The sequence below is a fragment of the Trichlorobacter lovleyi genome (assembly GCF_015239775.1).
Taxonomy (GTDB): Bacteria; Desulfobacterota; Desulfuromonadia; order Geobacterales; family Pseudopelobacteraceae; genus Trichlorobacter; species Trichlorobacter lovleyi_B.
This window is the reverse complement of sequence record NZ_CP058410.1, coordinates 211,597-230,383: the sequence shown is the minus strand read 5'-3', so window position 1 is coordinate 230,383 and position 18,787 is coordinate 211,597. Positions and strand designations below refer to the sequence as shown.

Here is an 18,787-nt window from a genome sequence, read left to right as displayed (position 1 = left end):
GGTTAGCTGGCTAGAAAATCGGTCACAATCTTTTCGGCCTCCTTCAATGCCTCTTCCAGCACATTGTTAATGAGGATGACATCAAAACGCGGGGCAAAAGTCATTTCGTAGTTCGCTTTGGCAAGCCGTGTGGCAATCACCTCTTCACAATCGGTCGAACGGCCAACCAATCTTTTCTTCAGCTCTTCGGCCGAAGGTGGCTGCACAAAAACCGACAAGGCCTCATCGCCGTAATATTTCTTGATATTGCATCCGCCAACCACATCGACATCGAAAATGACATGCCCGCCTTGCAGCCTGATGCGTTCCACCTCACTTTTCAACGTACCGTAATAAATCCCGGGGTACACTTCTTCGTACTCCAAAAACTCTTCGTGATCGACCCGGCGTTTAAATTCTTCCGAAGAGATGAAATAGTAATCTTTCCCATCGACTTCGGCACCCCGAATAGGGCGGCTGGTGGCTGAAACCGAAAATTCGAGCCCCAGGTTTTTACTCAACAAATGTTTTACAATGGTTGTTTTCCCGGCTCCCGACGGAGCAGAAAATATAATCAGCTTCCCTTTCATTGGCATTACAAAATATTCAGCAATTGCTCTTTGATTTTTTCAAGCTCGTCTTTCATTTTGATTACAAGCTTCTGTATTTCCGAATGGTTTGCCTTTGATCCGAGTGTGTTGATCTCGCGCCCGATCTCCTGAGCAATGAAAGCAAGTTTTTTACCCGATGGATAGGGCTCGTTGATGGTTTCGATAAAATAGGTGCAGTGGTTTTCCAGCCGAACCTTCTCTTCGTTGATATCGAGCTTTTCGAGATAGAAAATCAGTTCCTGCTCAAAGCGGTTGGGGTCGGCCTGCACATTGTCCGATAAATTGCTCAACGCATCGCTCAATCGGGTTTTGATCCGTTCAATCCGCTCGCTTTCGTAAGGTTCTATCTGATTCTTTAACTTTACAATCAAATCAATATGGCTGACAATATCGGCTTCAAGAGCATTCCCTTCCTGTACCCTGAAGCTATTCAGCATGTCGATGGCTGCATTGATCCTGGAAACAATCATTTTCCATTCCTCTTCATCGAGTTCTTCGTGATCGACTTTTACCGCATCGGGAAGGCGCAAGATACTGGTAATGGCCAGTTCCGACATTTCCATGTTCAAATCACGGTAAATTTCGGCAAGCTGGGTATAATAGGCATTGACAATGGGTTTATTGATCACCGCATTCGATTCAAGCCCCAGTTGTTCACAATAAAGACTGAAATCAACTTTGCCACGCTCCAGCTTTTCGGCAATGATTTTCCGTACCTCAATATCCTTTTCCCTGTAAATACCGGGAAAGCGACTGTTTATGTCGAGTTGTTTACTGTTCAGTGACTTAATTTCTATGGTAATTTTCTTTGAAGGAAGTTCACATTCGGCTTTACCGTAGCCTGTCATCGATTTTATCATGGTCAAATAAATTTTGCGCCTAAGTTAGCGATTAATTGAAGCGTTTTTCAATGTTGACGGGATAAATTGACCGAATTCGGTTTCAACAATGGGAAATAACCGGTGTGCCGCATGTCGTACACTTTCCGTCCGAATCAATTGCGTTAAGTTTTACCCGATAATACGTTCGCTCAATCAGCATGGTTTTACAGGTTGGACAATAGGTGTTGCTGTGAATCTCTGTTGCCAGATTGCCGATATACACATGGTTTAGTTTCTTTTTGGCTACATCATAAAGGTGGAATAAGGTTTCAACCGGAGTAGGGTATTGGTTCAGTTCATATCTGGGAAAAAAGCGGGAAAGGTGTAATACCGTATTTTTACCGGTCTCATTGGCAATCCAGTCACACATTTTCTCAAATTCATCATCCTCGTCATTCAGCGTAGGAATAACCAAATTCGTTATCTCAAGATGCTTCCCGCTTTGGGCAATTTTCTGGATGGTTTCAAGTACCGGCTTCAACGTCGCTTTAGAATATTTCCGGTAGAATTTTTCACTGAAAGCTTTCAGGTCAATATTGAAAGCATCGATATTTTCCAGTAGAATGGAAAGTGGCTCCGCATTCATATACCCATTGCTCACCATCACCGTTTGCTGATTGTTTTGTTTGATCAGTTCGGAAGCTTTAACCATAAATTCAAAATTTACAAACGGCTCATTATAGGTGAATGCAACCCCCAGATTTTTAACCACCGCCATCGATTGATTTGCCAGTTCTTCCGGTGTACTATTTTTAATCGTCACCGGATAATGGTTGTCATATTGAGAAAGCGTGAAGTTCTGGCAAAAAATACAATGCAGATTGCATCCGGTAGTACCTACCGATAAGATCTCCCTTCCCGGGAAGAAATGGTACAAAGGTTTTTTCTCGATGGGATCGGTATTGATCGCAGCCAGTTTTCCGTAAACAGTTGAAATTAACTGCCCGTCACAATTCTTACGGGCATGGCAATTCCCGAAGTACCCGGGCTCGATATGACAATACCGGGGACACAACATGCACTGTACATGATTATCATCGAGCTTGGAATAGAAAAGAGCTTCGTTCATTGGTTAACCTTTTGGCAACTACAAGTTAACCCAACGCATAGGGAAATGCAAGGAATTGAAAACAAAATCTGATGATGAAGGATAAAATAAAAACCCGCCATCGTCCTGATAAACGATGGCGGGCTGAAGCGGAGAGCGAGGGATTCGAACCCCCGGAACCACAGATGCAGTTCAACAGATTTCGAGTCTGCCCCGTTCGACCACTCCGGCAGCTCTCCAATTCGGCTGCAAATATAAAAGTTTTCCTCAAAAATCAACCCCGATTGAAAAAACATTCTTTCACCAAATTTTTCAGCGCTCCCGATTCTCATTTTCTGTTCCGGACTGCTTTTCCCAATCTGAATCCTTTTCTATTTTTGCAGAAAAAAGATATGTCTATCAATATCGACGAAAAAGATCTGAATAAATTCATCCTGATAGGGGACCGGGTATTGGTAAAACCCAAAAATCCGGATACAAAAACCAAAAGTGGGCTTTATCTGCCACCAACCATTCAGGAGAACGAGAACATCCAAAGCGGTTACATCGTGAAAGTTGGTCCGGGTTATCCGCTTCCGGTTTTAAGCGATCAGGAAGACTTCTGGAAGGCATCCAAAGACGAAGTGAAATACATACCCTTACAGGCACAGCCCGGAGATCTCGCCGTATATCTCCAAAAAAGCGGTTATGAAATAGAATTCAACAGCGAAAAGTATATCATCCTCCCTCATTCATCCATTTTGATGATCATCAGGGATGAAAGCATTTTTGAGTAGTCTACATGATCTCTTTAGCTTCCTTTTGAAGATACTGCAATGCGTTTGAAAGAGTGTCGTCGTTGATTGAAGCAAATTCCTGCAGCAAATCGGTCGCATATTCCATATACAGATATCCGGATTCATTGTCAACACGCCGCAGCGCGCTCGCGCCTGCGGCATTTTCGTGGATATTGCAGACCAGCACCCCCACCGGCAGTTCCGACATCAGTACCGCAAGGCGGTTGCGCTCTTCAAGCAGGTCCGCCCTGGCATCATGGATGGTGGCCTCGACCTCCTGCTGCAGTTTTTGATAGGCATCTGCCGAGGCGTTGATTATCCGGGCAAGGTGCGCCACCTCACGGGCGCCGATCTCGGGCACCCGGTGGTTGGGGTTGGCAAGGGCGATCAGCTGGGTTGATTCTGCGACCCTCATGATCGGGATGATGTAGTAGCGGAACAACAGGCTGACCATGCCGCCGATCACCAGAAAAAGCAGAAAAGCCCCCATGATCGGAAACGGGATGATCCTGTCCCGCAACCCCAGCAGAAAAACCTGTTCCTGGGGCGCAAGATTCAGCCAGGAGCCGAGCACACTGGCGAGAATGTCGCCAAAGATGGCGCAGGCCATGCCGAGAATGAAGATCCAGTATTTCAGTGATGGTTTCATATCCGGGAGCATGCTCTACCTCATCAAGGACAACGGTCGGGAAATCGGCTGGCGGCTTTCAAACCGCATCTATACAACCGTGCCGAAAAGTTTGCCTATTCCAGCGGTCAGTCCCATTGCAAGGGCTCCCCAGAAAGCAACACGGATTGCTCCCTTGCCGGCAGGTGCACCACCGACGTATGCAGCCGTTGCCCCCAGGCCGGCCAGCGTGAACAGCGCGGTTACGGACGAGATCGCAATGACCCGGCCTGCAGGAGCAAGCACCACGACGACGATGGGGACAACGGCGCCGACAGTGAATGAAATTGCGGAGGCAAAAGCAGCCTGGACCGGTCGTGCCCGCAATGTCTCAGTGATACCGAGCTCGTCACGGGCGTGGGCCAGGAGCGCATCACCGGACATAAGCTGTTCTGCAACCTGCTGCGCTAACGACTGATCAAGTCCACGCCCTACATAAATTGCCGTCAGTTCCGCAAGTTCGTTTTCCGGCTGCTCCCGCAGCTCACGCCGTTCCCTTTCAATATCGGCAGATTCCGTATCTGCCTGTGATTGAACCGAGACATACTCGCCAGCCGCCATTGACATCGCCCCGGCCACAAGGCCAGCCACGCCGGCAAGCAGAATATTCTTTTGGGAAGCCCCCGAGGCGGCAACACCGACGACAAGACTCGCAACTGAAATTATTCCGTCATTTGCCCCAAGCACGGCTGCCCGAAGCCAACCGACACTCTCTGTCTTATGGGCCTCTCGGTGGGCTTTATACATCATCTTACCTGCACCCCTTCTATCCAGTTTCGCATTGCCGTAACCGTTGCCGGAAGGTTGCTGCCGGTCAGTGCCCTTGAAACCCAATCGGGAACACCTTCTACGTCGGTGACGGTATCATAGACCAGAAGCTGGTACGCATCGTTCAGCTTGATGATCCTCCATGATCCGACATTTACCTTTGTATCGCCACTGACCCGCTCCCAACTGTTTTTCTTTTGAGGATACCACTTTACATCCTCAATTATCTTGATGGTTTTTGAAATCGGTCCAAAGCTGAACTTCAATTCATTGTAGGTCCATTTTTCGTTAGACGAGAGAGGTCTGGTGGCCTTTATTTCATGGCAATCCACCATGCTCGGCATGAATTTCGGTAGATTGGCACATTCCGTTATGCCCTTCCAGGTTTTATCGGTAGTGGCATGAACGATACCAAACCCCGCCACATGAACCCCTGTCAGGTGAGCAGGCGTGGGCCGTTTTTGTACGACAACTGCGCCTGTGACCAGCCTGGTATAGGTTTCCTGCGTGATAGTCTCACTTGCCAGCTCTTTCATTGAATCAGCTGCGATCTCTTTCCACGGCGGTGCCTCTGCCTGTACACCTGACACGGTGGAAAGCAGCACCAGCATGACCAGGATCAAATTCTTCAAAATAGTCAACTCCTTACATTGATGGACGAACTAACCTGTCCTGTTTGAGCCACACCGCCACGTTCAAATTAATCTACGAAAACCCTTCAACGTTACCTCGGTCCGACTTCAACCGGTAGCCCACTTTTCCGCCACCCTTGCATGTGCCCCTCAAGGGAGTATACCTGCTTGAAATCCTGAAAATAGAGACTGATCCCGGCAAGCCCGGCTCTCGGGCCATGTTCACAGTAGATCACGACCGGTTTTTCTTTCGGAAAGGCACGCTGTTCCAGGCCTGAAGCAATGGCGTAGAAAGGTATATGAATCGCGCGGGGGATATGACCGGCGTTGTACTCGCCTTCGGTACGGACATCGACAACCAGCGGTGCAGGACTCTCCAGAAGTTTTTGCTGCAGTTCCGAGCGCACGATTGTAGTGGAACACGCCGTCAGAAACAGGGCTGACAGAACTGCCAGCAACAAATATTTATCTAATCGCATGAAGGTTTTCATGATGTTCCTGATGCTCTGTACCGTATCTGCACACAGCTGGTTCGCCGCTGGTTATGCACTAGATTCATTGAGCCTTTCCCCACACAATGGGCAATAATTTATTCCATAAGAATGCAAGGACATGACTTCTCCTATGTCTTCAGCTTCGCCATCATAAACTTCTTGTTCATCAGCCAGCCAAATGTGAAAATATCCCCAAGTTGGGTCAGTTTTCTCGTATGAATTATAGAATATAGCCGCATCTTGAGTAATTAATTGATTTTGACATATTTCGTCTTTACACCAATGTCGTTTGAAAATCTCACAGCCAAACCATTCTTCCCAGCATTTGTTATCGTTTTTCATTTCCGTTAGTTTTGAATGCTCAACATATTTGATTCGCAAGCTTTGATCTCCTTATGCATAACGGGGCTGAGGCACCACCGGCTTGACCGGTGTTGCCGATGGTTGGAACTCACTCTTTCTCCATGGCACACCTTACGCATAACACATCTCTGGCAGGTGTGTCATGCAAAACTCCGTTGCGCCATACAGCCCGCGCAATCCCCGGTTATCCGACTATTACCGCTGTGTTGAGGATTATTTCGAGGAGCTGGAGCGGGTACACGAGGAGCGGTATCAGTCCCGTTTCGGGTATCTGAGACCTGAAATCAGGTTAACGATCTTTCGTTACCTAGACTGCGGCTGTCTGCACAATGGTTTCGCCCGTGTGAAGTGCGATGACTGCGGTCACGAATATCTGGTCGCTTTTTCCTGCAAGCGCCGTCACTTCTGCCCGTCATGCCATCAGAAACGGGTGGTGGAGTTCGGCGAATGGTTTCTCGATGATCTTGCCGTCACCGTACCACATCGTCACATTGTCTTCTCCATCCCCAAGCTGATCCGCCGCTGTTTCCTGTTTGATCGCACACTTCTTGCCGATCTAAGCCGCACCGCCTGGGAGACGCTGAGAGAGTACATGACAGGCACAGACAACTCCATGCCCGGCTGCGCCTGCTCCATCCAGACCTTCGGCGACTTCCTCGGTTTCAACCCTCACTGCCACATCATAATATCCGATGGCACCTTTGACGAGCATGGCATCTTCCACATCACTCCGTATTACGATTTCCACGCACTGGAACAGCTCTTCCGGCACAAGGTCTTGAAGATGCTGCTGGATAAGGGTGCCATCACCCAGTGGCACATTGATCTGCTCATGTCCTGGCATCACAGCGGCTTCAACGTACATATCTGCGAGCCGATAGCGGCTGATGACCGCGACGCCTTGGAGAAGCTGGCCCATTACATCATCCGCTGCCAGTTCTCGCAGGAGCGGATGACCTACATTGAACAGAGCGGCACGGTCATCTACCGCTCAAAAGACGGCCACACGACCAAAAGCTTCAGCGCCCTTGACTGGCTGGCTATGATCATCAGCCACATTCCGCGGCATGGCGAGCAGATGGTGCGCTACTACGGCTACTACAGCAACGCCGCCAGAGGCAAGCGCAGGAAGCTAGGGATGGACGACAACGACACACCGCAGATTGTCGAACAAGAGGCCGACACACCATATCGCAAAAAGTGCCGTGCCAACTGGGCCAGGCTGATCCAGAAGGTCTACGAGACCGATCCGTTGACCTGCCCGAACTGCAAAGGTGTCATGCGGATACTGGCGTTTATCGAAGAAGAGCCGGTGATCCGCAGGATTCTGGATCATCTGGGGTTGTGGGATGTCCCGAAGCGGCAACCGCAATGTGGCAGGGGGCCGCCGGTAATAGTGGAAGCTGAACCAGCGCTGGTGTACGCCGACAGCCAGATTATTGAGTATGAAGAGGCGTACTTCATCCCGGAATACCTGTGAAGCCGGATAATACGGGGCGTTGCAGCAGGAATGGTGTGTGTTGAAAATGGCGAAAATGTGGTTTTTTGCTGGTCAGGCGGCGGCAATTGCAAACAATGATGCAGATTGAACCGTCATCAGGCCAGAATCTCCCCGGATAGTTCCCGATTTCCCCCCAAAAGTCCCGATAATCCATTGACGTAATCCCATTTCCAGTGGTATACAGTCTGCATCGAAAAAGCAAATTCCTATTCCTCGGTGGTGGTAATAATCTTAAAAGATAGGATAGATTAACTTGCCAAATTGATTTTTAGCAAATAGTCTATTGTTTTTTTTCGTAAATACGATGCCAGTAAAAAATTGATGTCCATAAACTCTTCGGGGAGTTGACCGTTTTGTCGGCTTTCGTTAATTCGCTTTTCAAGATATTTGATTTCATCCGGAGTAAGATTTATCTCTTCTTTCTCAATAACAGAATTTATCATAAGTTCCCAGAGAATCCTTCTGGATGCCTCTTCCTTACATTCGGCCAGCAATTGGTCTGCGGTTATTTTTCTATGGATCAAATATTCCATAAGTTCCATATCATCAACTATTTTGAGTTCTTCAGTAAATTTCTTATATAAATCTTCAGCAGCTGAATCCAATTCTTCTTCATCAAATTCATACTTACATTGTTTAACTAAAGCTTGAAAAATCAAGAGAATATTTGCCTCCCGTTCCTTCCCCTCTTTTTCGTGAGTGATTTTTAGGGCAAGCATATTTTTTAAGTCTTCCAGGTTTTTTAGATCAGGTTCAACTTTCCTAATTAATTCTTCAGTCAATTCTGGTTTCTTCACCACAAAAACGCTCTTAATCTTAACGGTAAATGTAAACTCGCTTCCCCACCAACGCTGAAATTCTAAGGCATCGGGCTGAATAACAGTCTCAAAGGTCACTGTGTCGCCCATTTTCTTCCCTAGGAGATTTGCACTAACTTCTCGAAATACACCTTCACTGCCGACTATTAATTTTGTATCGATGTTTCTTATAACCGGTACTGTTGCATCCTTTTCATAACCGTCAATATCCACGATTACATAATCGTTTGTTTTAATAGGCTCATTTCTTTTTTCTTCTTCAATTTCATCAAAAGAGCCTATGATATAATCTAAGGCTTGCTGAATCTCCTCTTCTTGGACTGTTGTATCAAAACGCTTCACATTTAGACCCTTATATTGTCCAAGTTCGAACTGCTTCATTATCACGATTCCTCCCTCATTATGTCTACTTGATACGCTACTTTCTCAGGAAAATTTCAACGGTCAGCCCTGAGGATTCCCACTGACTGAAGCATTACAAAAAAATGAGCGATTGCGAAAATAAGGATCAGGAGTGTGAAGACAAGGTCTCTTGTTTTTCCTTTTTTTTGCGCTTCAATCGATCTAATCTCTGTTTTCATATTCTTACCTCCTTATTTCGCCAACGGTTAAGCAAATTGTAAATAAATCCTACCGGACAGAAGAATTTACAATAAAAACGGCTAATAAATAAGCTCATAAACAAGAAGATTGGTAACATCAACCACATTAACCATACCGATTTGAACAGGAAAAGCGCGCCAAAAGGCTGGTAATCCAATGTCCCATAGTCACCCAGTAATGTGCCCAGCAGAAGTGCAACCCATAAAATGGTCGGAGCCACCAGCCTGAGTATTTTAATAGTCTTCTGGGAAATATTCAGAGATTTGAACCCTGCAGCCTTGTTAAGAATCTCTTGTACTGCTCCAAAAGGACAAATCCAAGCGCAATACAGATTTTTTCCCAAAAGGATAATAAATCCGAGAGACCCGGCCATAAGCACATACCATTTCAGGTTAGTTATCCTGGGAATCTGCAACGTAATTGCTGAAAGAAGCAAGCTGCCTGTCACAAACTGATTAACGAGAAAACCAAGCACCACGACACTAACCAGCAGGAATGCCAGACGTATTTTTACGAGCTTCTTGATAAAGGCTGAGGCAAACGCAATTAAAAACATCGCAATCATGGCCATATCCTTCCAGCTAAGCTGGAATAAATCGTAAGGGTTGGCCCATTGGGTGTTAAAAAATTGCCCTGATAAATAAGAATTCCCTTTGTTCACAGCCTCAGCCACAGCATGTGACGACACTGTTGAACCTGTTACCGCGTCAATATAATTATTTGTTTTTATACTACCCAGATATCCCGAATATCCATATGCTCCTCCCAAATAAATAGGCTCCTTGATTGCAAGACCTTGAAAGCCGTCAAAATACTTTTGGTTTGTGAGCCTTTCAAAAAAAACCGGAGTCTCTCCCTGTTTCGTAATAATAACTTTCTCTATAAGGCCCTTTTCGTTGACGATAGTCATAGCCTCAACTTTGGATTGATATCCTATAGCCGAATCACATACTGCATAGAAACGTCCCTGTGCCGTATCGATTTTATAGGCATGCTGATTCCCCATCATTTTTTCTATGGATATAACGCCGAGAACATTTTTTTGGATGATTCCCTTGTAATCAACCGATTGAGGAGCCCAGAACACACCATATAAAATAGCTATTATGGCAGTGAGAAGTAAAGAAAATTGATAATAGTATTCCCATCCTCTTCTATTTTCCAACACTGCTTTATTTTTCTTTGTTTTCACAGCTTATGAACCTCTTAAAAAATTATGAAGATTATAGAGATGAGCCAGTAAGTATCTGAAGAGACACTTACTGGCCTCATTAACCCTATGGCTTGATACTCTAATTGCTAAGCAGAAATAGAATCCGAACTTTCTCTGATTTTTTTTGCCGGATGGTTAGCCAGCCTGTAAGTAATAATCGCAGGAATAAGTGCCGTGCCTCCGAAGAAGATAAATCCCATGCCAATAGCTTGGTATTCACGCTCCGAAAAGCTGGAATATCCCCAGGCCAAAGCAAATATAAAGAAAAAGTTGGCGAGGAACCCGCAGATTTGAAGAGGTATGGTATCTTTGCCCTTCCCTTTCAGATACCGCCAGATTCCGTATTGGATAAGCAATGCAATCATACCCAGTGCCATCCAAATCAGCACATCATATATATTCATAATACCTTTCACTCCTTATAATAATTTTCTTTTCTTTGTTTTCACAGCTTATGAACCTCTTAAAAAATTATGAAGATTATAGAGATGAGCCAGTAAGTATCTGAAGAGACACTTACTGGCCTCATTAACCCTATGGCTTGATACTCTAATTGCTAAGCAGAAATAGAATCCGAACTTTCTCTGATTTTTTTTGCCGGATGGTTAGCCAGCCTGTAAGTAATAATCGCAGGAATAAGTGCCGTGCCTCCGAAGAAGATAAATCCCATGCCAATAGCTTGGTATTCACGCTCCGAAAAGCTGGAATATCCCCAGGCCAAAGCAAATATAAAGAAAAAGTTGGCGAGGAACCCGCAGATTTGAAGAGGTATGGTATCTTTGCCCTTCCCTTTCAGATACCGCCAGATTCCGTATTGGATAAGCAATGCAATCATACCCAGTGCCATCCAAATCAGCACATCATATATATTCATAATACCTTTCACTCCTTATAATAATTTTCTCCTTATGATTAATATATTTGACATTGAAATCACTATTGTTTTATAGACTCAGGATTATTCCAGAAGTCTTTGACCATGTTCTGAACATAACCCGATGCAAGTCTTTCATCAGGGTTTACAGGCCCGCCATAGCCGAACCATTCATCAAACTTGCGGGCTGCATCCTGAAGCAATGGTATTCGAGTGGCTATTCTGGCCACATCGTGGTTCCAGCTCTCGATTTTGTTATACGAACATACAGCTACACAATTTTCGCAGAGACCACCGTTATAGGCCCAGTAAGAGCCGCAACGCTTGGAATCAACATGCCATTTTTCAGTATATGGATTTTCGGATTCCTCACAATCCTCTGGCTGCAGAACCTTAGGGTCTGTCTCATGGGAGATGGCCTGGGCGGGGCAGGCATCCGCACATTTTTTGCACAGGCGGCAGAACTCGCGTACCCCGAATTTTCTCGGCTTGTCCGGAGCAAGTTCCAGGTCGGTGTAGACTTTGGCGATGCGATTTCTCGGACCGAATTTCTGGGTAATTAAAAGTCCGTTTCTGCCTGCTTCTCCAAGCCCGGCCTGAACGGCCATAGGAACATTCAATCCGGTATCGTTTCCTGACGGCGCTGCATAATAGCCAAGCTTCCTCAGAAAAACCGCGATTTTGTAAGATACTCCTCCCAGACTGGAGTAAACTTTCCCCGTCGCGGCATTGGCAATGACTGACGGTGAGGTGCGCAAAGCTTCGTAATCCTCTTCAAGAACGAAGACAATCACACTTTTTGGTTTGAAACCTGCATACTTCTCCCAATCAGGTTCAAGTTTTGCATGTCCGAAAACTTCTACTCCCCCGCCTGACAGCGCCTTTGGCAAATCCCATGGCCATAATTTGGTTCTGCCGTTGGGCATTTTACAAGGTTTTGGAATCTTCCTGCACCAGGTAGAATAGGTCCAACGCTCGTCATAGGGTGCGATGCCGACCAGATCGGCTCCCAGGAAACAGGCTGCCTTTTTAACCATTTTACTGGCTTCTTCCTTTGATTTGAATTTCCACTGTTGGCCTTGTTGTCGCACACTTTCAACATCGATATTGTCCCAGTTGTACAAACCGGGTACCACGACAGGCTCATTAGCTATTTCATTGGTCATAGGATTTATGGGATAACGCGTGATTACAGTTCCCGGACCACCATCTGTTGCGTTAAATCCGTGAAAATCAAATTCTACAGCCCAGACTCCGGCTTGCAAGGCGTAATCCAACAAGGTATTGCCTGTTTCTTTACTGCGCAGGTTGCGCAGGTGTGGCATGACACCCGTATGCGCACCTAACCAAAGAACGCCTGTTTCTGTATGTGTCGCCGGACGCCCTTTGATCCCAAGTCTTTCCGCATTAAGCGTGGGCAGGTCTTTCCCCGTATCTTTCTTGCCTGTGATTTTGGAAACATCGTCGTTATGAAACTTAATAGGAGTCTTGTTTTCTTCCGGATCGAAAATCTTTTCAAAGAAGTTCTTCATACAATTGTAACGCTGGTACTTTGCATCCACCTTGTATGGAAATTCTGAGGTTTCCGTGATCGGAGCCACGATGTCCGCAGCATCAGCCACCAAGGGACTAACGACCCCCTTCACCACAGATGCCGAGGCTACAGCAGCTGCAGCTGCTCCAAGCATCGAGGCTTTTAAAAAATTCCTCCTGTTGATTTCTCCCATTCGAATCTTCCTCCTTAATAATAATTGCACGTGCCTTATAATTATTATAAAACTACTCTATTGATAGTGTCAAGAAATGTTCGCAAAAACCATCAGAACCCCTTAAGGCTAAATGTTTTATGTAAAAGCGTAAGTTGGGAAGAGTGTCAAGGGTGATGCGAGGGATACCGGAGGCCGTCAGGCCGAGGATATGCTCGGCATCATCCCATTGACACGTGCACCCTACCAAAACGCTTGAAGACGGCAAAGTCTCTTTCACCCCAAAGAGTAACCCTAAATCAAAGAGAGTTTGCTTGGCTAGCGCCGAGCGTCATGCTTTTCTGAATTAATGATTAAGGCTTACGCAGCTTTTGAACGTTCCTGCTCAATCGAAGTGATGATTTTTGGATTGATATAGGATCGGCCACTGCACCAGTCTTCGCTATACTCAATAAGGTAGCTGGTTACTAGCCGAATATAGGAATCCATACTTGGGAATATCCCAACCACCCGGGTTCTTCTACGTACTTCTCGGTTGAGTCTTTCCAGCAGGTTGGTTGACGCGATCTTTCTTGAATCAATCTCTGCAAAGCTGAAAAACTGTAGTGAGTCTTCCAACCCTTCTTCCAGAGTTTTAATGGCTTCAGGATATTTGGCCTCAAACTCATCCATCAGAGAATTAGCGTATTTCTTTGCACTGCTATTTAATCAAGTTCAACGGGGCTGAGGCACCACCGGCTTGACCGGTGTTGCCGATGGTTGGAACTCACTCTTTCTCCATGGCACACCTTACGCATAACACATCTCTGGCAGGTGTGTCATGCAAAACTCCGTTGCGCCATACAGCCCGCGCAATCCCCGGTTATCCGACTATTACCGCTGTGTTGAGGATTATTTCGAGGAGCTGGAGCGGGTACACGAGGAGCGGTATCAGTCCCGTTTCGGGTATCTGAGACCTGAAATCAGGTTAACGATCTTTCGTTACCTAGACTGCGGCTGTCTGCACAATGGTTTCGCCCGTGTGAAGTGCGATGACTGCGGTCACGAATATCTGGTCGCTTTTTCCTGCAAGCGCCGTCACTTCTGCCCGTCATGCCATCAGAAACGGGTGGTGGAGTTCGGCGAATGGTTTCTCGATGATCTTGCCGTCACCGTACCACATCGTCACATTGTCTTCTCCATCCCCAAGCTGATCCGCCGCTGTTTCCTGTTTGATCGCACACTTCTTGCCGATCTAAGCCGCACCGCCTGGGAGACGCTGAGAGAGTACATGACAGGCACAGACAACTCCATGCCCGGCTGCGCCTGCTCCATCCAGACCTTCGGCGACTTCCTCGGTTTCAACCCTCACTGCCACATCATAATATCCGATGGCACCTTTGACGAGCATGGCATCTTCCACATCACTCCGTATTACGATTTCCACGCACTGGAACAGCTCTTCCGGCACAAGGTCTTGAAGATGCTGCTGGATAAGGGTGCCATCACCCAGTGGCACATTGATCTGCTCATGTCCTGGCATCACAGCGGCTTCAACGTACATATCTGCGAGCCGATAGCGGCTGATGACCGCGACGCCTTGGAGAAGCTGGCCCATTACATCATCCGCTGCCAGTTCTCGCAGGAGCGGATGACCTACATTGAACAGAGCGGCACGGTCATCTACCGCTCAAAAGACGGCCACACGACCAAAAGCTTCAGCGCCCTTGACTGGCTGGCTATGATCATCAGCCACATTCCGCGGCATGGCGAGCAGATGGTGCGCTACTACGGCTACTACAGCAACGCCGCCAGAGGCAAGCGCAGGAAGCTAGGGATGGACGACAACGACACACCGCAGATTGTCGAACAAGAGGCCGACACACCATATCGCAAAAAGTGCCGTGCCAACTGGGCCAGGCTGATCCAGAAGGTCTACGAGACCGATCCGTTGACCTGCCCGAACTGCAAAGGTGTCATGCGGATACTGGCGTTTATCGAAGAAGAGCCGGTGATCCGCAGGATTCTGGATCATCTGGGGTTGTGGGATGTCCCGAAGCGGCAACCGCAATGTGGCAGGGGGCCGCCGGTAATAGTGGAAGCTGAACCAGCGCTGGTGTACGCCGACAGCCAGATTATTGAGTATGAAGAGGCGTACTTCATCCCGGAATACCTGTGAAGCCGGATAATACGGGGCGTTGCAGCAGGAATGGTGTGTGTTGAAAATGGCGAAAATGTGGTTTTTTGCTGGTCAGGCGGCGGCAATTGCAAACAATGATGCAGATTGAACCGTCATCAGGCCAGAATCTCCCCGGATAGTTCCCGATTTCCCCCCAAAAGTCCCGATAATCCATTGACGTAATCCCATTTCCAGTGGTATACAGTCTGCATCGAAAAAGCAAATTCCTATTGACAACCTCCAAGTTCTGGCTGGTGGTTCTCAATGAGCTGAAAAACCGATCGGAAAGGGCTCAAAGTTATCTATTGTAAAGGAGATTAATAGCTAAAAGCACAAAATAATTGACAGACCCCGAAATGACCTATAGTGGTGTTACAAATCTAATTGACTATTTCACTATTTGATCTACTCTTTCATGTCTGTTAACATACCATTGGCATGGAAATAAGTTAGTCCCCAATTCCCCATAGAGCTTATAACATCACAAAATTTCTCTCCAAGAGGTGTTAATGAATACTCAACTTTCGGAGGAATAATTTGATAGACTTCACGATGAACGATTCCGTCTAGCACAAGCTCCTTCAGTTGACTGTTTAATGTTGCTTGAGTGCAGGGGATGAGTCGATTTAACTGACTGAACCTTTTAGTTCCTTGTTGAAGATGCCAGAATATCAATAATTTCCACTTTCCCATAATAACTTTTTGTGCCATGCAATATGGACACAGTTGCATTTTTACATCATTACTGATTTTACATTCGGAACATTCTTCTAAGTATTTAGAATTCATAAGCACTCCTTAATGAAAAGATATATACTATCAATTATGATAGTATATATCTTTATTAATAGTATTTGCATAATTTGTAATGCATGCTATGATTATATCATGTTAAAGATAAATAACAAGTTTATCTATCAAGAAAAGGAGAATGATCATGGAAAATGTTAATGTAGTAGCAAAGTATTTGCAGGACAGCAAAGTGTGGTATCTGGCAACGAATGGTGAAGCCGGTCCTGATGTAAGACCAATGGGTATTGCTATACCTTACAATGGAAAACTGTACTTCATCCTCGCTAAGCCAATGAACCTTCACAAACAGCTCCAGATCGATGGCAAAGTAGCAATATCTGCTTATTATGATGAGAAAATATTAAGACTTTATGGAGCTGCAGTCCTTGATGATACTGATGAGACAAAGGATGCTTTCATCAGTATGAGTGAACAGATTGAACAGATGTTCCCGAAAGAAGTCATTGCACCTTACTATCTAAAAGATACTAAAGCAAGCATTGGTTCCATGGGCGGAGAATCAGAAAGCTACGAATTTTAAAAACAATCAACCGTTTTATGACTGTCAGGAGTCGAATCAAACTAGCAAGTGCGATTCGGCTACCTGACTTCATTGATTCTAATCCAACAATATAAGGAGAATAAATATTTTGCTTGGCTAGCGCCGAGCGTCATGCTTTTCTGAATTAATGATTAAGGCTTACGCAGCTTTTGAACGTTCCTGCTCAATCGAAGTGATGATTTTTGGATTGATATAGGATCGGCCACTGCACCAGTCTTCGCTATACTCAATAAGGTAGCTGGTTACTAGCCGAATATAGGAATCCATACTTGGGAATATCCCAACCACCCGGGTTCTTCTACGTACTTCTCGGTTGAGTCTTTCCAGCAGGTTGGTTGACGCGATCTTTCTTGAATCAATCTCTGCAAAGCTGAAAAACTGTAGTGAGTCTTCCAACCCTTCTTCCAGAGTTTTAATGGCTTCAGGATATTTGGCCTCAAACTCATCCATCAGAGAATTAGCGTATTTCTTTGCACTGCTATTTAATCAAGTTCAACGGGGCTGAGGCACCACCGGCTTGACCGGTGTTGCCGATGGTTGGAACTCACTCTTTCTCCATGGCACACCTTACGCATAACACATCTCTGGCAGGTGTGTCATGCAAAACTCCGTTGCGCCATACAGCCCGCGCAATCCCCGGTTATCCGACTATTACCGCTGTGTTGAGGATTATTTCGAGGAGCTGGAGCGGGTACACGAGGAGCGGTATCAGTCCCGTTTCGGGTATCTGAGACCTGAAATCAGGTTAACGATCTTTCGTTACCTAGACTGCGGCTGTCTGCACAATGGTTTCGCCCGTGTGAAGTGCGATGACTGCGGTCACGAATATCTGGTCGCTTTTTCCTGCAAGCGCCGTCACTTCTGCCCGTCATGCCATCAGAAACGGGTGGTGGAGTTCGGCGAATGGTTTCTCGATGATCTTGCCGTCACCGTACCACATCGTCACATTGTCTTCTCCATCCCCAAGCTGATCCGCCGCTGTTTCCTGTTTGATCGCACACTTCTTGCCGATCTAAGCCGCACCGCCTGGGAGACGCTGAGAGAGTACATGACAGGCACAGACAACTCCATGCCCGGCTGCGCCTGCTCCATCCAGACCTTCGGCGACTTCCTCGGTTTCAACCCTCACTGCCACATCATAATATCCGATGGCACCTTTGACGAGCATGGCATCTTCCACATCACTCCGTATTACGATTTCCACGCACTGGAACAGCTCTTCCGGCACAAGGTCTTGAAGATGCTGCTGGATAAGGGTGCCATCACCCAGTGGCACATTGATCTGCTCATGTCCTGGCATCACAGCGGCTTCAACGTACATATCTGCGAGCCGATAGCGGCTGATGACCGCGACGCCTTGGAGAAGCTGGCCCATTACATCATCCGCTGCCAGTTCTCGCAGGAGCGGATGACCTACATTGAACAGAGCGGCACGGTCATCTACCGCTCAAAAGACGGCCACACGACCAAAAGCTTCAGCGCCCTTGACTGGCTGGCTATGATCATCAGCCACATTCCGCGGCATGGCGAGCAGATGGTGCGCTACTACGGCTACTACAGCAACGCCGCCAGAGGCAAGCGCAGGAAGCTAGGGATGGACGACAACGACACACCGCAGATTGTCGAACAAGAGGCCGACACACCATATCGCAAAAAGTGCCGTGCCAACTGGGCCAGGCTGATCCAGAAGGTCTACGAGACCGATCCGTTGACCTGCCCGAACTGCAAAGGTGTCATGCGGATACTGGCGTTTATCGAAGAAGAGCCGGTGATCCGCAGGATTCTGGATCATCTGGGGTTGTGGGATGTCCCGAAGCGGCAACCGCAATGTGGCAGGGGGCCGCCGGTAATAGTGGAAGCTGAACCAGCGCTGGTGTACGCCGACAGCCAGATTATTGAGTATGAAGAGGCGTACTTCATCCCGGAATACCTGTGAAGCCGGATAATACGGGGCGTTGCAGCAGGAATGGTGTGTGTTGAAAATGGCGAAAATGTGGTTTTTTGCTGGTCAGGCGGCGGCAATTGCAAACAATGATGCAGATTGAACCGTCATCAGGCCAGAATCTCCCCGGATAGTTCCCGATTTCCCCCCAAAAGTCCCGATAATCCATTGACGTAATCCCATTTCCAGTGGTATACAGTCTGCATCGAAAAAGCAAATTCCTATTGACCAGGAACCCTGACTGCCAGCGGCGGCGGTAAGCAAAGAACTTTCAACTTCGAGATCTCGCCTTTCGACAAGGCTCTGGTCCTTGCTGGAGGCTGGGTTGATTACGCCGATCAGAAATACTGATCTCACAACGGTTCTGAATAAGAAAAGCCCCGTTTCGGGGGCTTTTCT

20 protein-coding genes, 1 tRNA gene and 3 pseudogenes are annotated in these 18,787 nt (G+C 46.9%); 6 read left to right on the top strand and 18 right to left on the bottom strand.

From position 1 onward, the window contains the following. Positions 1-2: 2 nt before the first annotated feature. The 4 genes from gmk to FY034_RS18600 all read right to left on the bottom strand — a co-directional run bounded on the left by gmk (position 3) and on the right by FY034_RS18600 (position 2,758). The gene (gene gmk, locus FY034_RS18615; protein ID WP_265555395.1) at positions 3-569 is read right to left on the bottom strand and encodes a guanylate kinase; all 567 of its coding nucleotides are present in this window, start codon (positions 567-569) and stop codon (positions 3-5) included. A gap of 5 nt (positions 570-574) precedes the next feature. After that, the gene (locus FY034_RS18610; protein ID WP_265555394.1) at positions 575-1,438 is read right to left on the bottom strand and encodes a YicC/YloC family endoribonuclease; all 864 of its coding nucleotides are present in this window, start codon (positions 1,436-1,438) and stop codon (positions 575-577) included. A gap of 94 nt (positions 1,439-1,532) precedes the next feature. Further along, a complete protein-coding gene (gene amrS / locus FY034_RS18605) occupies positions 1,533-2,540 on the bottom strand; it encodes an AmmeMemoRadiSam system radical SAM enzyme (RefSeq protein ID WP_265555392.1) in 1,008 nt (335 codons plus the stop codon). Between the two features lie 129 nt (positions 2,541-2,669). Continuing rightward, a tRNA-Ser gene (locus tag FY034_RS18600) sits at positions 2,670-2,758 on the bottom strand. 153 nt (positions 2,759-2,911) lie between these two features. On the opposite strand from FY034_RS18600, the gene FY034_RS18595 reads away from it, so the two are divergent. Beyond that, positions 2,912-3,295: a co-chaperone GroES gene (locus FY034_RS18595; RefSeq protein ID WP_265555390.1), complete on the top strand. Its 384-nt coding sequence runs from the start codon at positions 2,912-2,914 to the stop codon at positions 3,293-3,295. A 1-nt stretch (position 3,296) separates the two neighbouring features. Here FY034_RS18595 and FY034_RS18590 read toward each other — a convergent pair whose 3' ends face one another. The 5 genes from FY034_RS18590 to FY034_RS18570 form a co-directional block, all read right to left on the bottom strand. Beyond that, the gene (locus tag FY034_RS18590; protein ID WP_265555389.1) at positions 3,297-3,944 is read right to left on the bottom strand and encodes a hypothetical protein; all 648 of its coding nucleotides are present in this window, start codon (positions 3,942-3,944) and stop codon (positions 3,297-3,299) included. 69 nt (positions 3,945-4,013) lie between these two features. Then, the gene (locus tag FY034_RS18585) at positions 4,014-4,709 is read right to left on the bottom strand and encodes a VIT1/CCC1 transporter family protein (protein ID WP_265555739.1); all 696 of its coding nucleotides are present in this window, start codon (positions 4,707-4,709) and stop codon (positions 4,014-4,016) included. Next, positions 4,709-5,341 carry a hypothetical protein gene (locus FY034_RS18580; protein WP_265555387.1) on the bottom strand — a complete coding sequence of 211 codons (633 nt, stop codon included), beginning with the start codon at positions 5,339-5,341 and terminating at the stop codon, positions 4,709-4,711. Before FY034_RS18580 ends, FY034_RS18585 begins: the two co-directional genes overlap by 1 nt. Before the next feature lie 113 nt (positions 5,342-5,454). Beyond that, positions 5,455-5,853: a rhodanese-like domain-containing protein gene (locus tag FY034_RS18575; RefSeq protein WP_265555386.1), complete on the bottom strand. Its 399-nt coding sequence runs from the start codon at positions 5,851-5,853 to the stop codon at positions 5,455-5,457. 51 nt (positions 5,854-5,904) lie between these two features. Next, the gene (locus FY034_RS18570) at positions 5,905-6,237 is read right to left on the bottom strand and encodes a hypothetical protein (RefSeq protein ID WP_265555385.1); all 333 of its coding nucleotides are present in this window, start codon (positions 6,235-6,237) and stop codon (positions 5,905-5,907) included. A gap of 124 nt (positions 6,238-6,361) precedes the next feature. On the opposite strand from FY034_RS18570, the gene FY034_RS18565 reads away from it, so the two are divergent. Then, positions 6,362-7,699, top strand: coding sequence for a transposase (locus FY034_RS18565; protein ID WP_224963446.1), 1,338 nt, complete (start codon positions 6,362-6,364; stop codon positions 7,697-7,699). Between the two features lie 269 nt (positions 7,700-7,968). Here the strand turns inward: FY034_RS18565 and FY034_RS18560 are convergent, their stop codons facing one another. From FY034_RS18560 to FY034_RS18530, 7 genes and pseudogenes are all read right to left on the bottom strand, one after another. Beyond that, positions 7,969-8,919, bottom strand: a complete 951-nt coding sequence (locus tag FY034_RS18560; RefSeq protein ID WP_015261906.1) for a trigger factor — start codon at positions 8,917-8,919, stop codon at positions 7,969-7,971. Between the two features lie 56 nt (positions 8,920-8,975). After that, complete coding sequence (locus tag FY034_RS18555; protein ID WP_265555383.1) at positions 8,976-9,119, bottom strand: hypothetical protein; 144 nt, start codon at positions 9,117-9,119, stop codon at positions 8,976-8,978. Then, the gene (locus FY034_RS18550) at positions 9,116-10,333 is read right to left on the bottom strand and encodes a 4Fe-4S binding protein (protein WP_265555381.1); all 1,218 of its coding nucleotides are present in this window, start codon (positions 10,331-10,333) and stop codon (positions 9,116-9,118) included. Before FY034_RS18550 ends, FY034_RS18555 begins: the two co-directional genes overlap by 4 nt. Before the next feature lie 107 nt (positions 10,334-10,440). After that, the gene (locus FY034_RS18545; RefSeq protein ID WP_015043729.1) at positions 10,441-10,758 is read right to left on the bottom strand and encodes a hypothetical protein; all 318 of its coding nucleotides are present in this window, start codon (positions 10,756-10,758) and stop codon (positions 10,441-10,443) included. Positions 10,759-10,910: 152 nt separating this feature from the next. Next, entirely contained in the window at positions 10,911-11,228 is a 318-nt protein-coding gene (locus FY034_RS18540) for a hypothetical protein (protein WP_015043729.1), read from the bottom strand. A gap of 62 nt (positions 11,229-11,290) precedes the next feature. Next, a complete protein-coding gene (locus tag FY034_RS18535) occupies positions 11,291-12,955 on the bottom strand; it encodes a reductive dehalogenase (protein WP_265555376.1) in 1,665 nt (554 codons plus the stop codon). 339 nt (positions 12,956-13,294) lie between these two features. Then, positions 13,295-13,636 (bottom strand): annotated as a pseudogene (locus FY034_RS18530) (transposase); the annotation flags it as partial. Between the two features lie 118 nt (positions 13,637-13,754). Here FY034_RS18530 and FY034_RS18525 point away from each other — a divergent pair. Next, positions 13,755-15,092 (top strand): transposase, encoded by a 1,338-nt coding sequence (locus FY034_RS18525; protein WP_224963446.1) that lies wholly within the window; start codon positions 13,755-13,757, stop codon positions 15,090-15,092. A 405-nt stretch (positions 15,093-15,497) separates the two neighbouring features. Here FY034_RS18525 and FY034_RS18520 read toward each other — a convergent pair whose 3' ends face one another. Continuing rightward, positions 15,498-15,881, bottom strand: coding sequence for a helix-turn-helix domain-containing protein (locus tag FY034_RS18520; protein ID WP_322573247.1), 384 nt, complete (start codon positions 15,879-15,881; stop codon positions 15,498-15,500). 148 nt (positions 15,882-16,029) lie between these two features. On the opposite strand from FY034_RS18520, the gene FY034_RS18515 reads away from it, so the two are divergent. Beyond that, a complete protein-coding gene (locus FY034_RS18515; protein WP_015261803.1) occupies positions 16,030-16,425 on the top strand; it encodes a pyridoxamine 5'-phosphate oxidase family protein in 396 nt (131 codons plus the stop codon). Between the two features lie 159 nt (positions 16,426-16,584). Here the strand turns inward: FY034_RS18515 and FY034_RS18510 are convergent. Then, positions 16,585-16,926 (bottom strand): annotated as a pseudogene (locus FY034_RS18510) (transposase); the annotation flags it as partial. A 118-nt stretch (positions 16,927-17,044) separates the two neighbouring features. On the opposite strand from FY034_RS18510, the gene FY034_RS18505 reads away from it, so the two are divergent. Together FY034_RS18505 and FY034_RS18500 are read left to right on the top strand one after the other, a co-directional pair. After that, the gene (locus FY034_RS18505; RefSeq protein WP_224963446.1) at positions 17,045-18,382 is read left to right on the top strand and encodes a transposase; all 1,338 of its coding nucleotides are present in this window, start codon (positions 17,045-17,047) and stop codon (positions 18,380-18,382) included. 240 nt (positions 18,383-18,622) lie between these two features. Next, positions 18,623-18,739, top strand: a pseudogene (locus FY034_RS18500) (3-isopropylmalate dehydratase small subunit); the annotation flags it as partial. Positions 18,740-18,787: the final 48 nt, after the last annotated feature.